Raw genomic sequence first — 14,872 nt, forward strand, 5'->3', positions numbered from 1 at the left:
GCAGTCTGTCTGTCCGAGCCTCTGGTTCAACAATCGAGAGGGCAGCCAGGCTGCCCTTGTTGTCGTTTTTAGTTGAGTGCCTTGTCGTTTGGCGACTTAAACAGCGCCTGCATATCGTCAGAAAGCTCAAAGTTAAGGTTCAGGTTCTTCGGTGGAATCGGTTGTTTGAACCACTTCTCGAACCATTGCGTCGCGTCACCTGAGCTCTGGGCTTTTACAATCGTTTCATCCACCAGTTGTTTGAACTGAGGATCGTCTTTACGCAGCATACAGCCGTAGGCCTCTTTTGACTGCGGGGTGCCGACGATCTCCCAGTTATCCGGTTTTTTCGCTTTGGCACGTTCGCCTGCCAGCAAAGCATCATCCATCATAAAGGCAACGGCGCGACCGGTTTCCAGCGTGCGGAAAGAGTCACCGTGATCCTTGGCGCTGATAATGCGCATTTCCATTTTCTTCTCGTCGTTCAGCTTGTTCAGCAGGATCTCAGAGGTAGTACCGGAGGTGACAACCACCGTTTTGCCTTTCAGATCGTCGAAATCTTTAATCGGTCCGCCTTTTTTCACCAGCAGACGGGTACCAATCACGAAAATGGTATTGGAGAAAGCGGCCTGTTTCTGACGCTCAATGTTGTTGGTGGTCGATCCACACTCGTAATCGTAGGTGCCGTTCTGCAACAACGGGATACGGTTCTGAGAAGTGATCGGGATCATTTTGATCTGCAGGTTGGGCTTATTCAGCTTTGTTTTGATCGCTTCAGCAATGGCGTTGGAGTAAGCCTGGGAGTAACCGACCACTTTTTGCTGGTTGTCATAATAAGAAAAGGGAACTGATGACTCACGGTGCCCAATGACGATTACGCCATTATCATTAATCTTTTTCAGGGTGCCGCTGAGCTCTTCCGCCTGGGCCGCCCCTGCTGCTGCACTCAGCAGCAGAAGAGATAAAGCCACTTTGCGTATCTGCATGTTCCAACTCCTTCGTATCGATATGGCGCAGAACAAAAACTGTCCTGCTGATGATGTTGTGTGTATTTCCTGCTGCTTTTCTTTTTATCCCATAGCGCAACTGCGCTCAGAATATTCTCTAACATAGCGGATCGTTAACGTAATGAAACAAAAAAGTTTCTTTTTTGCGAAGTGAGCCGCACCAAAAAAAGGCAATTCCCTGCCGATGCACTATAAGTGAGCGCAGGTCCGTGCTTCTTTGGTGCAACGCACATCAGATTACGTAGCAATAGCGCGATGTCTGAAAAACACCAGAAAAGACTAGCAATCATCATGCCAGGAGCAGAATGGCGGGCCGGAGCGTGAAAAACGCGCACGACAAACGGGAGAGGAAATAAAAACGGCGAAGTAAAAACTTCGCCGTTCAGGAGCGTGCAGGGGCTATTGACGTCGTCTCAGCAGCGCGACAAGGCCCGCCAGCAGCGTCATTATCCATACCGGCCAGAGTCCGGCGCGCGCGTAAGGCGTTTCGCCTGCGGTGGGCGTCACCCTGGCGACCAGCACATCGCGGGTAAACTGCGGCAGGATGTGCTGAATCTCGCCGCTGGCATCCACCACAGCGGTAACGCCGTTATTGGTGCTACGCAACAGCGGACGTCCCAGTTCCAGCGCGCGCATGCGCGCCATCTGGAAATGCTGCCAGGGACCGATAGAGTGGCCAAACCAGGCATCATTAGAGACTGTCAGCAGGAAATCGGTATCCGGATTGAAGTTGGCTCGTACCTGCTCGCCCAGCACAATCTCATAACAGATCGCCGTGGTCAGATGATAGCCTGCGGCCTGCAGCGCAGGCTGCAGATAGTCGCCACGACTGAAAGAGGACATCGGCAGATCAAAAAAGGGCGCCAGCGGCCGCAACAGATTCTCCAGCGGAACGAATTCACCGAACGGCACCAGATGATTTTTCTGATAACGGTTCTGTGACTGATAGCTGTAGGGCTGCTCGCCGCCCAGCACAATTACCGTGTTGTAATCCTGGTAGCGATTCTGCGCCGGACGGGAATCGACAATACCGGTGATCAGGCTGCTGCCACGGGCGCGCAGCTCCGCATCCAGGGCATGTAAAAAGGGTTGCTGATTGCTTTCCAGGTCGGTAATGGCGGATTCCGGCCAGATAATAATCGGCGCTTTGCCCATCAGCGGCTGGCTGGCGCCACTGTAGGTACGCAGGGTGTTAAGTAACTCCTGCGGGTCCCACTTCATCGATTGCGGGATATCGCCCTGGACCATCGCTACTTCCACGCTGCGCTGTGGCAGCGGTTGATACCAGCTGACAGAGCGCAGCGGCCAGGGCAACAGCAACAGCAGCGCAGCGGCAACCAGCGCGACAAGATTGCGTTTCACCAGCGCATACACCAGCAGGCCAGCAATCATCATCAGCAGAAAGGTGACGGTTTCAACGCCAGCCAGCGGTGCTATGCCTTTTAACGGACCGTCGATCTGGCTGTAGCCAAACTGCAGCCAGGGAAAGCCGGTCAGGATCCAGCCGCGCAAAAACTCGCTGACCTGCCAGAGTGCCGGGGCCGCCAGGGCGAGACGCCAGATGCTGGTCCGCGGCCAGAGGCGGTGCAGCACAGCGGCAAACAGGGCCGGGTAGAGGGCAAGATAAGCGGCCAGCAGGATCACCAGGAAGACATTCACCGGGCCAGGCATGCCGCCAAAGGTGGCAATACTGACATAGACCCAGTTGACGCCGCTGCCAAACAGGCCGAAGCCCCAGGCAAAACCGATGGCGGCTGACTGCAGGGTACTGCGATTCAGCGTTAACAGTTGCAGGCCACCCAAGGCTACCAGTGCGGCGGGCCAGAAGTCATAAGGCGAGAATGCCAGGGTGCCAACGGCACCCGTTAATAACGCCAGCAGCAAGCGTACCCGCTGCCGCTGGTAGAGAGAGGCCAGTGCCATAAACTTATTCGTCTTCGAGTTGTGGGATTGGCGCGTCGTCCGGAATGGTGACATGAATCTGGATAATACGACGGCTGTCAGCCATGGCGATTTTGAAGTGATAGCCCTCGATTTCAATGCTTTCACCGCGCGCCGGGAGATGACCGAACCCCTGCATCACCAGACCGCCGAGGGTATCCACCTCTTCATCGCTGAAATGCGTGGCAAACACCTCGTTGAAATCTTCAATCGGCGTCAGGGCGCGCACCGTATAGGTGTGGCGGTTGAGCTGACGAATATCGCGATCTTCTTCTTCATCATATTCATCTTCGATTTCGCCGACGATCAGCTCAAGGATATCTTCAATGGTGACCAGGCCGGAGACGCCACCAAATTCATCGATGACGATAGCCATATGGTAGCGCTGAGAGCGGAACTCCTTGAGCATGCGATCGACGCGCTTGCTCTCGGGCACCACCACCGCAGGACGCAGCACTTTTTCGATGCTGAACGGCTCAGAGGTGCTGCTCATAAAAGGCAGCAGATCTTTCGCCATGAGAATACCTTCGACGTGATCCCGGTCTTCACTGATCACCGGAAAACGGGAGTGTGCCGACTCAATAATCACCGCCAGGCACTCTTCCAGGCTCTGATTGCGCTTCAGGGTAATCATTTGCGAGCGCGGGATCATGATGTCGCGCACGCGCTGCTCCGCAATATCCAGCACCCCCTCGAGCATGTCGCGGGTGTCCGGGTCGATAAGTTCTTTTTGTTCAGAGTCGCGGATCAGCTCCAGCAATTCATCACGATTTTGTGGCTCACCGTGAAAAAGTTGATTGAGCAGCAGGGAAAAGAATCCCTTTTTACTACTGGGTGCATCGCTGTTTTGAGAATGGTCGTCGCTCATGGCGTTATTTTACAGATCTCTCTGGTCGGAGGAACAAAACTGTCGGCGTCGATGCCGACAGCAGGATAACCTGAGGTCTGAACTCAGGCGTCTTCTTTCTCGGAAATGTACGGATCGGGATAGCCAAGAGCAAGCATTATCTCGGTCTCCAGCGCTTCCATCTCTTCGGCTTCATCATCATCAATATGGTCATAGCCGAGCAGATGCAACGTCCCGTGCACCACCATATGCGCCCAGTGCGCTTCCGGGCTTTTCCCTTGTTCGACAGCCTCTTGCTCTACGACCTGGCGACAAATGACCAGGTCGCCCAGCAGCGGCAGTTCCATGCCGGGCGGCGCCTCAAAGGGAAAAGAGAGTACATTGGTCGGCTTGTCTTTACCGCGATAAGTCAGATTAAGCTCATGGCTCTCCGTCTCATCCACCAGACGAATAGTGACTTCGCTCTCTGGCTGAAACGGGGTAACAGCGGCTTCCAGCCAGTGCTGAAACGCGGCTTCATCCGGCAGGCCTGTGTTGTCCGCACAGGCCAGCTGTAAATCAAGGATCACCGCACTCATGGATTCCCCTGTGTATCTGTACTGGCGGCGGACTGGGCTGCAATAGCTTCCCGTTTGCGCTCTTCGCGGCGTTTCTGATCTGAGGCTTCCCAGGCTTCATAGGCATTGACGATACGCGCAACCACCGGGTGACGCACCACATCTTCCGCGTGGAAGAAGTTGAAGCTCAGCTCTTCCACTTCGCCCAGCACTTCGATGGCATGGCGCAGCCCCGATTTGGTGTTACGCGGCAGGTCAATCTGTGTGACGTCACCGGTAATCACCGCTTTAGAGTTAAAGCCAATACGCGTCAGGAACATTTTCATCTGTTCGATGGTGGTGTTCTGGCTCTCATCAAGAATGATAAAGGCGTCGTTGAGGGTACGGCCACGCATATAGGCGAGCGGCGCCACCTCAATCACGTTACGCTCAATCAACTTCTCAACCCGTTCGAAGCCTAACATCTCGAACAACGCGTCATACAGCGGACGCAGATAGGGATCCACTTTCTGGCTCAGGTCGCCAGGCAGGAAGCCCAGCTTCTCACCCGCTTCTACCGCCGGACGTGTCAACAGGATACGTCGGATCTCCTGACGCTCCAGGGCATCAACAGCTGCCGCCACCGCCAGATAAGTTTTCCCGGTGCCGGCGGGGCCGATACCAAAGGTGATATCGTGATCGAGAATATTGGCGATGTACTGCGCCTGGTTCGGCGTACGCGGTTTAATCACGCCACGCTTGGTCTTGATATTGACCGCTTTGCCATATTCCGGCACGCTCTCGGCGGTTTGCTCCAGCACGCGGCTCTCTTTAATCGCCAGATGAATCTGGTCAGGCTCGATATCGGGAATAACGCCGCGTACCGGCGCGGTATCCACGTAAAGCGTGCGCAGAATGGTGGCGGCAGCCTCTACACACAGAGCGCGCCCTGAGAGTTTAAAGCTGTTGTTACGGCGATTAATCTCGATGCCCAGCCGCCGCTCGAGCTGTTTTATATTGTCATCGAACGGACCACACAGGCTCATCAGGCGATGGTTATCCGCCGGTTCAAGGGTGATTTCACGTGTTTCGATATTCAAACTAATCCTTTGGGTCACTCAGGGCCAGTTGGGTAAAATGTCTTACACACCGTTACGCTAAATGCGTGATGCCACAACAGAAGTATTTATGTCGGAATGGCCAGGCGCAAGCTTCGGAAATAATATTTGGGCGGCGCTGTCAGAAACCAAGTGCAACAGGATGAAAACAGCGGCGACACCGGAAGTGCCGCCGCAGAGGGAAGGGCGATCAGGGCTGGAAAAGACCGACGCCAATATCATTCTCTTTGCGCGTACGGGCGATTACGGCAGCCGGGCTTTGCGCGATGCGCAGGCCCATCTCTTCTTCGCGGCGTACCACTTTGCCGCGCAGAGAGTTGGCATAAACATCCACAATTTCCACATCGACAAATTTACCGATCATGTCCGGTGAACCCTCAAAGTTCACCACGCGGTTGTTTTCCGTACGGCCGGACAGCTCCATCACATTCTTGCGTGAGGTGCCTTCCACCAGGATGCGTTGTACGCTGCCCAGCATACGACGGCTCCAGGCCATCGCCTGCTGGTTGATGCGATCCTGCAGAATGTAGAGACGCTGTTTCTTCTCTTCTTCAGAGACATCATCCGGCAGATCGGCTGCAGGCGTACCCGGACGCGCCGAGTAGATAAAGCTGAAGCTCATATCGAAATTGACGTCGGCGATCAGCTTCATGGTCTGCTCGAAATCCTGCTGGGTTTCCCCCGGGAAGCCGATAATGAAGTCTGAGCTAATCTGAATGTCCGGACGCGCCGCGCGCAGCTTACGGATAATCGCTTTGTACTCCAGCGCGGTGTGGGCGCGCTTCATCAGCGTCAGAATACGGTCAGCGCCGCTCTGCACCGGCAGATGCAGGAAGCTCACCAGCTCCGGCGTATCGCGATAGACATCGATAATATCGTCGGTGAATTCGATCGGGTGGCTGGTGGTGAAACGAATACGGTCGATGCCATCGATCGCTGCCACCAGGCGCAACAGTTCGGCAAAGGTACAGATGCCGCCATCATAGGTTGCGCCACGATAGGCGTTGACGTTCTGACCCAGCAGGTTAACTTCACGCACGCCCTGAGCGGCCAGCTGGGCAATTTCCAGCAGGATATCATCGCTGGGACGGCTGACCTCTTCACCACGCGTATAAGGCACCACGCAGAACGTACAATATTTGTTGCAGCCTTCCATGATGGAAACAAAGGCGGTAGGGCCTTCCGCACGCGGCTCCGGCAGACGGTCAAATTTTTCGATCTCCGGGAAGCTGATATCCACCACCGGGCTTTTATTGCCGCGGACGCTGTTAATCATTTCCGGCAGGCGGTGCAGCGTTTGCGGTCCGAACACGATATCCACATAGCTGGCACGCTGACGAATGTGATCGCCTTCCTGCGAGGCCACACAGCCGCCGACGCCGATAATCAGATCAGGATTACGCTCTTTCAGCGTCTTCCAGCGACCCAGCTGGTGGAAGACCTTTTCCTGCGCCTTCTCACGAATAGAACAGGTGTTGAGCAGCAGAACGTCCGCCTCGTTGGCATCCTCTGTCAGGGTATAGCCGTGCGTGCTGTTCAGCAGGTCAGCCATCCTGGATGAGTCATACTCATTCATCTGACAGCCCCAGGTTTTGATATGCAGTTTTTTCGTCATCGAACTAGCCATTGATTCAGTGCAAGGAAGTGCAGGGCGCGTATTGTAATGCTTTGCTGCTGTTGTGACCAGTATAAGGGCTTTCCTGATTGTGCCGTAATTTTCCGGTACACTTTAGCGCATAAGGTACTTCCTGAGCAGGGGAAGGGGTAAGAGGGAGAAAAGATGCAGGATAACCAATTTGATGTCGTGGTCGTGGGCGGCGGCATGGTGGGAACGGCGCTGGCTTGCGGGCTGGCTGCGCACCAGTTTCGCGTTGCGCTGATTGAGCGGGCTGAGCCGGCGCCTTTTGTTGCGCAGAGCGAGCCGGATGTGCGTATTTCGGCCATTGGTGCCGCGTCGGTGGATCTGCTGAAACAACTGGAGGTGTGGCCTGCGGTGCAGGCGATGCGCTGTGCCCCTTACCGCAAGCTGGAAACCTGGGAGTGGCAGACGGCGCATGTCAGTTTTGACGCCGGGTCGCTGGGGCTGCCGGAACTGGGTTATATGGTTGAGAATGCGGTGCTGCAGCGGGCGCTGTGGGAAAGGATGCAGCAATACGACAACATCCGGTGCTTTTGTCCGGCGACGCTGAATGATCTGCAACAGTATAACGGCGGCTGGAAACTGCATCTCGCCAGCGGTGAGACGCTGGCGGCACGGCTGGTGGTGGGTGCCGACGGTGCTAATTCCCGGGTGCGTCAGCTGGCAGGCATCGGCGTTCACGGCTGGAACTATGCGCAATCCTGTCTGCTGATCAGCGTGGAGTGCGAGCACGACGCCGGAGACGCCACCTGGCAGCAGTTTACGCCGGACGGCCCGCGCGCCTTTCTTCCTCTGTATGATCGCCGCGCCTCGCTGGTCTGGTATGACAAACCGGCACGTATCCGTCAGCTCCAGTCGTTGCCGCTGCCGCAGCTGGAAAAAGAGGTGGCGACGCATTTCCCGGCACGGCTGGGCCGTTTTCATGCGAAGCGGGCGGCGGCCTTTCCTCTGGTACGCCGTCATGCCACGCGCTACGTTCTGCCGGGGCTGGCGCTGGTCGGGGATGCGGCGCATACCATTAATCCTCTGGCGGGACAGGGCGTGAACCTGGGTTACCGTGATGTGGATGCGCTGATCACCGTCTTGTGTGACGCCCGCGCCCGCGCCGAGCCCTGGTGTGAAGAGAGCGTGCTGCTACGTTACCAGCGGCAGCGGCAGCGCGATAATATGCTGATGCAAAGCGGGATGGATCTCTTTTACTTCGCCTTCAGTAACCGTCTGCCGCCGGTCAGGATCTTACGTAATCTGGGATTAATGGCGGCGGAGCGGGCAGGCATTCTCAAGCGTCAGGTATTGCGTTACGCCCTGGGATTGTAAAGGCTGGCGGCCAGCGGGCCGCTGCTTTATCGCTTTGATGACATGCAGAAACAACAAAGCCCGCAGAAGCGGGCTTTGTTGTGCAATTTGGCTGGGGTGCAGGGATTCGAACCCCGGAATGCCGGAATCAGAATCCGGTGCCTTACCGCTTGGCGACACCCCAATAGTGTCTTGATCAAATTGTCTTGAAAATGGCTGGGGTACGAGGATTCGAACCTCGGAATGCCGGAATCAGAATCCGGTGCCTTACCGCTTGGCGATACCCCAATAAAATGGTGGCTACGACGGGAATCGAACCTGTGACCCCAGCATTATGAGTGCTGTGCTCTAACCAGCTGAGCTACGTAGCCAGATTGTACTGCTATCCGATAATGGCTGGGATACCTGGATTCGAACCAGGGAATGCCGGTATCAAAAACCGGTGCCTTACCGCTTGGCGATATCCCAATATTCGACTTGTATCCACAAGCACTGAATCGGATTGGCTGGGGTACCTGGATTCGAACCAGGGAATGCCGGTATCAAAAACCGGTGCCTTACCGCTTGGCGATACCCCATCCGTTGCTGGCCGATGACTGAAGTGGTGCGGGAGGCGAGACTTGAACTCGCACACCTTGCGGCGCCAGAACCTAAATCTGGTGCGTCTACCAATTTCGCCACTCCCGCAAAAAAGATGGTGGCTACGACGGGAATCGAACCTGTGACCCCAGCATTATGAGTGCTGTGCTCTAACCAGCTGAGCTACGTAGCCATCTTTTTTCGCGTTACCTTCATCGGCGTTGCGGGGCGCATTATGCGGAGTTGACCTGGCAGCGTCAACAAATTTTTTGCCGAATTTCGCCTTAACCCGTGTGTTTGTCTGGCTTATGAGCAGGCTGATGATTTATTCGGCAATTTCTGATCGTAAGCGCAGCAATAGCAAATAAAAAAGGGCCCCGCAGAGCCCTTTGTCTTTTGATAGCAAAAGAGAATTATTTATACGCTGACTGATGCACGCCAACTGCACGACCAGAAGGATCGTCCATAGATTTGAACGCTTCATCCCACTCAATGGCTTTCGCAGAAGAGCAGGCGACGGACGGACCGCCCGGTACGCATTCTGCCGCGCTCGGCAGCGGGAAGAGCTCTTCAAAAATCTGGCGATAGAGGTAGCCTTCTTTTGATGTCGGCGTGTTGTACGGGAAGCGGAAATGCGCCGTTTCCAGTTGCTGATCGCTGACCTGCTGCGCTGCGACTTCTTTCAGCGTATCGATCCAGCTGTAGCCAACACCATCGGAGAACTGCTCTTTCTGACGCCACGCCACGCTTTCCGGCAGGTAAGAGGAGAAACATTCACGCAGAATGTGTTTTTCCATTTTGCCGTTGCTGCCGCACATTTTATCGGCAGGGTTGATGCTCATAGCGACATCAAGGAATTTTTTATCCAGGAAGGGGACGCGCGCTTCCACACCCCAGGCGGACATCGCTTTGTTAGCGCGGGCGCAGTCGTACATATGCAGCGCCAGCAGCTTACGCACGTTCTCTTCATGGAACTCTTTCGCGTTGGGGGCTTTATGAAAATAGAGATAGCCGCCAAACACTTCATCCGCACCTTCGCCAGAGAGCACCATTTTAATGCCCATCGCTTTGATTTTACGCGACATCAGGTACATCGGGGTGGAGGCGCGAATGGTGGTCACATCGTAAGTTTCGATGTGATAGATCACGTCGCGAATCGCATCCAGCCCTTCCTGCACAGTAAAGTGGATTTCGTGGTGCACGGTACCCAGATGATCGGCCACCGCTTTGGCGGCTTTCAGATCCGGCGAGCCTTCCAGACCCACAGCAAAGGAGTGCAACTGCGGCCACCAGGCTGCGCTTTTATCCTGATCTTCAATGCGTTTGGCAGCAAAGCGCTTGGTTACCGCAGAGATAATCGAGGAGTCGAGGCCACCAGAAAGCAGCACGCCGTAAGGCACATCGGACATCAGATGGCTTTTCACTGACTCTTCCAGCGCGTTTTTCAGGCCAGCAGCGTCCGTCACGTTATGCTCAACGTTTTTGTACTCCATCCAGTCACGCTGCCAGTAACGACGAATTTCGCCGTCGGTGCTGGAGAGGTAGCTTCCCGGTGGGAATTCTTTGATGGTGCGGCAAACCGGTACCAGCGCTTTCATTTCGGAGGCGACAAAGAAGTTACCGTGCTCATCGTTACCCATATAGAGCGGGATAATACCGATATGGTCGCGACCGATAAGATAAGTGTTTTTAACACGGTCATACAGGATAAAGGCGAACATACCCTGCAGGTCGTCGAGGAAATCGACGCCTTTTTCCTGATAGAGCGCCAGAATCACTTCACAGTCAGAACCGGTCTGGAACTGATAGCGATCGCTCAGCTCGGCACGCAGCGCCTGGTGGTTATAAATTTCACCGTTAACGGCCAGGACATGGGTATGGTCAGCGTTGTAAAGCGGCTGCGCGCCGTTGTTCACGTCGACAATAGACAGACGTTCATGGGCGAGAATCGCATGGTCGTCAGCATACACGCCTGACCAGTCCGGCCCGCGGTGACGCATCAGACGAGATGACTCCAGCGCTTTTTTGCGCAGTTCTGTCGGATCGCTTTTCAGATCCAGTACACCAAAAATTGAACACATAACCTACTCCCGGCACATCTTAGCGTGATGTATTTCTACGTTTGTCTTACAGCCTGTGGCTGCGTCATGGATAAGAAAATGCGCCATTTTGCCCCTGCTATGCAAGCGAATTCGTGTTTTTCTGAGAAAAAGATTGTTGCCCTCGGCTGAAAATTGAATATTCAACAATAAAAAGCTTGTTAAATTGATGCATCAACAATAACGCGATAATTATGGATAAATTTTAACCGGATGGCAGAGAGAGGGCTGGCGCGGCAGAAAGCCGTCAGCAGGCGCCGTGACAGAGCGGAACGCGGCAGCACTGACAGCGAAGAGGAAGGAGGAGAAGCGCAACAGAAGACGCCGCTGGCAGAACAGCGGCGTGGTGGTGAGTCTGTCGTTACTCTTCGAGCAGATGCTGCAGCAGGATGCCGTTCAACATCGCGCGTTTCGCCAGAGCAAAAGCGCCAATCGCGGAACGGTGATCCAGTTCGGAGCGTACTACCGGCAGGTTTTTACGAAATGCCGCCAGTACCTGCGTGTTAATGCAGCCTTCAATCGCTGGCAGTAACACTTTTTCCGCGTCAGTGATCTCACCGGCGATCACCACCTTTTGCGGATTGAACAGGTTAATGGCGATGGCGATGGCTTTACCCAGATAACGGCCGACATATTCAATGACCTCACAGGAGAGGACGTCGCCCTGATTGGCCGCTTTGCAGATTTGCGGCATCTGACAATCTTCCGGGGTTAAGCTGCTGGGATAGCCCTGCTGTAACAGATGACGCACGCGATTTTCGATAGCGCCGTTAGCGGCGATGGTTTCAAGACAGCCAAAGTTGCCGCAGTGGCAGCGTTCACCCAGAGGATCCACCTGAATATGGCCGATCTCGCCCACATTGCCGTTGCTGCCGAGAAAAATATGGCCATTGGTGATAATCCCCGCACCGGTACCGCGGTGCACGCGCACCACAATGGAATCGGCACAGTCGCGGCTTGCACCAAAATAATGCTCAGCCAGTGCCAGGCTGCGAATATCATGTCCGACAAAGCTGGTAACTTTGAAACGCTGTTGCAGTCTCTCCACCAGCGGCCACTGGCTGACGTTGATGTGCGGCATATAGCGAATAATGCCGTTAACCGGATCGACCAGGCCGGGCAGAATGACCGAGATCGCGATAAGCTCGCGTATCTTGCGCTGGTGATGCTCCATAAAGCTGGCGATGGCCTGAAACAGCGTATTTTCCAGCGTCTCCTGGGTGCGTTCCGGTAAGGGGTAATCTTCCTGCGCCAGCGATTTGCCGCTGAGGTCAAACAGGGTGAGCGTGGCATCATGGCGACCGAGGCGTACTCCGATAGTATGAAAGCCGCGGGTTTCAGTTACGATCGAGATGGCGCGGCGACCACCGGTTGAGGCCTGTTGATCGACCTCTTTGATCAGGCCGCGCTCAATTAGCTGACGGGTAATTTTGGTGACGCTGGCGGGCGCAAGCTGGCTCAATTCGGCAATCTGAATACGCGAAATGGGCCCCTGCTGATCAATCAGCCGGTAGACGGCTGCGCTGTTGAGTTGCTTGACAAGATCGACATTTCCTATTTGTGTCTGGCCGCCAGTGGTCATTCAGTAGTTACTCGCTGAGGACGTCGTCTCCATTGACTAACGTCTTGATAATCCGATAATCGCGGGTGAAAACAGTCAGGTTTGCCACTTTGCCTGCCGTGACGCTTCCCAGCTGCTTCTCCACGCCCATAGCGCGGGCCGGATAGAGCGTTGCCATACGCAGCGCTTCGTCCAGCGCAATACCGACATGCTCGACGCTGTTGCGCACCGCTTCGATCATGGTCAGTGCTGAACCGCTCAGCGTGCCGTTTTCATCAACGCACAGCCCGTTTCGATAGTATATTGTTTTGCCTGCAAAAATGAATTTATCAATGGAGGCACCTGCCGGCGCGGTGGCATCGGTCACTAATACCAGCTTGTCGCCTTTGATGCGTTTCGCATTGCGCACGTTAGCGTAATGGACATGCAAGCCATCTGCAATAATGCCGCAGTAAACCTCAGGCGCATCAAACAGCGCCCCAATCAGCCCCGGCTCACGACCGGCAAAGGTCGGCATGGCGTTATAAAGATGCGTGGCGAAACGGATACCGGCGCGAAAACCTGCTTTCGCCTCTTCATAAGTGGCGGCTGAATGTCCGGCGGAGACGATAATGCCCGCTTCCGTCAGCTGACGAATCACTGCGCTGCCTGCCATTTCTGGCGCCAGGGTGACTTTGCTGATCACATCCGCATTTGCGCACAGATAATCGACCAGCGCCGGATCGGGCAGACGGATCAGATCGGGATTATGCGTCCCTTTTTTCACTTTATTCAGCCACGGGCCCTCCAGATGAAGTCCCAGCGCCTGATGACGATGCTCAGCCAGCCAGGCGCGCATGGTTTCTACGGCCCGCTTCATCAATGCATCGCTGCTGGTGATCAGTGTCGGTAAAAAGCTGGTGCAGCCCGATTTTTCATTGGCGCGCTGCATTGTCGCTAAGGTTTCTACACTCAGGGCATCAATCTCATCATTGAACTGCACGCCGCCGCAACCGTTAAGCTGTAAATCGATAAAACCGGGGGCAATAATGGCGCCCCCCACATCCTGCACCGTGACGTCCGGTGCCAGCTCATTTTGCGGGCAAACGCGTTTAATCAGGCCATCGGCAATCACTACCGCATGATTGTCCAGAATCTCATGACCGGTATAAATACGGCCATTTACTAATGCATACATCGCTTTTCTCCCGGCTATGCCTGCGAAAAACGGTAAAGGGGGTATCCTTCTTTACAGCTCACAGGCGACCATCAACGTCTTAATTACACACCTTTCATATTTTCCGCTTCCATTTCGCGAAAATACTTCACGGTTTTGACCTTTAGTTCCATGGTGGCAGGTTCATCGCAGACCACCACCGCTTTGGGGTGCAGCTGCAGGCAGCTGATGGTCCACATATGATTCACATTGCCTTCAACCGCGGCCTGCAGCGCCTGCGCTTTAATGTGGCCGGTCACCAGGATCATCACTTCCTCTGCGTCCAGCAGCGTGCCCACGCCCACGGTGAGCGCATATTTAGGTACCTGATCAACATCACCGTCAAAGAAGCGTGAGTTCGCCAGACGGGTGTCATGGGTCAGGGTCTTGATACGGGTACGTGAAGAGAGAGAAGAGGCGGGTTCGTTAAAAGCGATATGACCATCGTTACCGACGCCGCCCATAAACAGATGAATTTTGCCGTACGCGCGAATTTTTTCTTCGTAACGGCGGCACTCTGCATCAATATCTTCCGCATTGCCGTTGAGCAAATTGATATTCTCTTCCTGAATATCGACATGCTCGAAAAAGTTACGATACATAAAGCTGTGGTAGCTCTCCGGATGCGATTTCGGTAAGCCCACATACTCGTCCATATTGAAGGTAACAACATTTTTAAAACTGACCTGGCCCGCTTTATGCATCTCAATCAGATGCTTGTAAGCTTCCAGCGGAGTACCGCCGGTGGGCAGGCCAAGGATAAACGGACGCTCGGCGGTGGGATTGAATGCGTTGATGCGATTCACAATGTGGCGTGCCGCCCATTTACCAACCTGGGTGGGTGTTGCCAGGGGGATCAATCTCATATTTCACCTCTTACAGACAAACTGGAAAGTGGCGCAGCATTTTTCGGTTCCTCATCAGAGAGCGTAATCGCTTTACAGCCGGGCTACCGGGAAAACTGCGTGTTGATATTTCGTATCATAAAATAAGTTTATGAAGATAGCCAGAGGGTGGAAACAGAGGTAATGCTTTAAGGTGATAAAAGTCACAATCAGGAAGGATTTAATTTGCG

General features: G+C 54.6%; 11 protein-coding genes and 7 tRNA genes. 1 reads left to right on the forward strand and 17 read right to left on the reverse strand.

Features of this window, described 5'->3' with window-relative positions; genetic code table 11:
• Positions 1–68 precede the first annotated feature (68 nt).
• The 6 genes from E0E17_RS12550 to miaB all read right to left on the reverse strand — a co-directional run bounded on the left by E0E17_RS12550 (position 69) and on the right by miaB (position 7,043).
• Entirely contained in the window at positions 69–965 is an 897-nt protein-coding gene (locus tag E0E17_RS12550; protein WP_130834384.1) for a glutamate/aspartate ABC transporter substrate-binding protein, read from the reverse strand.
• Between the two features lie 420 nt (positions 966–1,385).
• The gene (lnt, locus tag E0E17_RS12555) at positions 1,386–2,909 is read right to left on the reverse strand and encodes an apolipoprotein N-acyltransferase (protein ID WP_130834385.1); all 1,524 of its coding nucleotides are present in this window, start codon (positions 2,907–2,909) and stop codon (positions 1,386–1,388) included.
• 4 nt (positions 2,910–2,913) lie between these two features.
• A complete protein-coding gene (gene corC, locus E0E17_RS12560; protein ID WP_130834386.1) occupies positions 2,914–3,795 on the reverse strand; it encodes a CNNM family magnesium/cobalt transport protein CorC in 882 nt (293 codons plus the stop codon).
• A gap of 83 nt (positions 3,796–3,878) precedes the next feature.
• Positions 3,879–4,352, reverse strand: coding sequence for an rRNA maturation RNase YbeY (gene ybeY / locus E0E17_RS12565; protein WP_130834387.1), 474 nt, complete (start codon positions 4,350–4,352; stop codon positions 3,879–3,881).
• Positions 4,349–5,410, reverse strand: a complete 1,062-nt coding sequence (locus tag E0E17_RS12570; protein WP_130834388.1) for a PhoH family protein — start codon at positions 5,408–5,410, stop codon at positions 4,349–4,351. Before E0E17_RS12570 ends, ybeY begins: the two co-directional genes overlap by 4 nt.
• A 208-nt stretch (positions 5,411–5,618) precedes the next feature.
• Positions 5,619–7,043 carry a tRNA (N6-isopentenyl adenosine(37)-C2)-methylthiotransferase MiaB gene (gene miaB, locus E0E17_RS12575; protein WP_130834389.1) on the reverse strand — a complete coding sequence of 475 codons (1,425 nt, stop codon included), beginning with the start codon at positions 7,041–7,043 and terminating at the stop codon, positions 5,619–5,621.
• A gap of 165 nt (positions 7,044–7,208) precedes the next feature.
• On the opposite strand from miaB, the gene ubiF reads away from it, so the two are divergent.
• A complete protein-coding gene (ubiF, locus tag E0E17_RS12580) occupies positions 7,209–8,384 on the forward strand; it encodes a 3-demethoxyubiquinol 3-hydroxylase (protein WP_130834390.1) in 1,176 nt (391 codons plus the stop codon).
• An 88-nt stretch (positions 8,385–8,472) separates the two neighbouring features.
• On the opposite strand, the gene E0E17_RS12585 is transcribed toward ubiF, so the two are convergent.
• The 11 genes from E0E17_RS12585 to nagB all read right to left on the reverse strand — a co-directional run bounded on the left by E0E17_RS12585 (position 8,473) and on the right by nagB (position 14,663).
• Positions 8,473–8,547, reverse strand: a tRNA-Gln gene (locus tag E0E17_RS12585).
• 29 nt (positions 8,548–8,576) lie between these two features.
• A tRNA-Gln gene (locus E0E17_RS12590) sits at positions 8,577–8,651 on the reverse strand.
• A gap of 6 nt (positions 8,652–8,657) precedes the next feature.
• Positions 8,658–8,734 (reverse strand) — tRNA-Met (locus tag E0E17_RS12595).
• Between the two features lie 22 nt (positions 8,735–8,756).
• A tRNA-Gln gene (locus E0E17_RS12600) sits at positions 8,757–8,831 on the reverse strand.
• A gap of 35 nt (positions 8,832–8,866) precedes the next feature.
• Positions 8,867–8,941: transfer RNA gene (locus E0E17_RS12605), tRNA-Gln, on the reverse strand.
• Positions 8,942–8,965: 24 nt separating this feature from the next.
• Positions 8,966–9,050, reverse strand: a tRNA-Leu gene (locus tag E0E17_RS12610).
• An 8-nt stretch (positions 9,051–9,058) separates the two neighbouring features.
• Positions 9,059–9,135, reverse strand: a tRNA-Met gene (locus E0E17_RS12615).
• A gap of 220 nt (positions 9,136–9,355) precedes the next feature.
• On the reverse strand, positions 9,356–11,023 hold the full coding sequence (asnB, locus tag E0E17_RS12620; protein ID WP_130834391.1) for an asparagine synthase B: 1,668 nt from the start codon (positions 11,021–11,023) through the stop codon (positions 9,356–9,358).
• A 379-nt stretch (positions 11,024–11,402) separates the two neighbouring features.
• A complete protein-coding gene (nagC, locus tag E0E17_RS12625) occupies positions 11,403–12,623 on the reverse strand; it encodes a DNA-binding transcriptional regulator NagC (RefSeq protein WP_130834392.1) in 1,221 nt (406 codons plus the stop codon).
• Between the two features lie 7 nt (positions 12,624–12,630).
• Complete coding sequence (gene nagA / locus E0E17_RS12630) at positions 12,631–13,779, reverse strand: N-acetylglucosamine-6-phosphate deacetylase (RefSeq protein WP_130834393.1); 1,149 nt, start codon at positions 13,777–13,779, stop codon at positions 12,631–12,633.
• Between the two features lie 83 nt (positions 13,780–13,862).
• On the reverse strand, positions 13,863–14,663 hold the full coding sequence (gene nagB / locus E0E17_RS12635; protein ID WP_130834394.1) for a glucosamine-6-phosphate deaminase: 801 nt from the start codon (positions 14,661–14,663) through the stop codon (positions 13,863–13,865).
• Between the last annotated feature and the right edge of the window lie 209 nt (positions 14,664–14,872).

It is taken from the genome of [Erwinia] mediterraneensis, assembly GCF_900604315.1.
In the GTDB taxonomy this organism is placed as follows: domain Bacteria; phylum Pseudomonadota; class Gammaproteobacteria; order Enterobacterales; family Enterobacteriaceae; genus Pantoea; species Pantoea mediterraneensis_A.

Coding starts and splice junctions, on each gene's coding strand:
- asnB (WP_130834391.1), bottom strand. CDS start 11,023: ATGTGTTCAATTTTTGGTGTACTGGATCTGAAAAGCGATCCGACAGAA.
- ubiF (WP_130834390.1), top strand. CDS start 7,209: ATGCAGGATAACCAATTTGATGTCGTGGTCGTGGGCGGCGGCATGGTG.
- lnt (WP_130834385.1), bottom strand. CDS start 2,909: ATGGCACTGGCCTCTCTCTACCAGCGGCAGCGGGTACGCTTGCTGCTG.
- miaB (WP_130834389.1), bottom strand. CDS start 7,043: ATGACGAAAAAACTGCATATCAAAACCTGGGGCTGTCAGATGAATGAG.
- nagB (WP_130834394.1), bottom strand. CDS start 14,663: ATGAGATTGATCCCCCTGGCAACACCCACCCAGGTTGGTAAATGGGCG.
- nagC (WP_130834392.1), bottom strand. CDS start 12,623: ATGACCACTGGCGGCCAGACACAAATAGGAAATGTCGATCTTGTCAAG.
- E0E17_RS12550 (WP_130834384.1), bottom strand. CDS start 965: ATGCAGATACGCAAAGTGGCTTTATCTCTTCTGCTGCTGAGTGCAGCA.
- nagA (WP_130834393.1), bottom strand. CDS start 13,779: ATGTATGCATTAGTAAATGGCCGTATTTATACCGGTCATGAGATTCTG.
- ybeY (WP_130834387.1), bottom strand. CDS start 4,352: ATGAGTGCGGTGATCCTTGATTTACAGCTGGCCTGTGCGGACAACACA.
- corC (WP_130834386.1), bottom strand. CDS start 3,795: ATGAGCGACGACCATTCTCAAAACAGCGATGCACCCAGTAGTAAAAAG.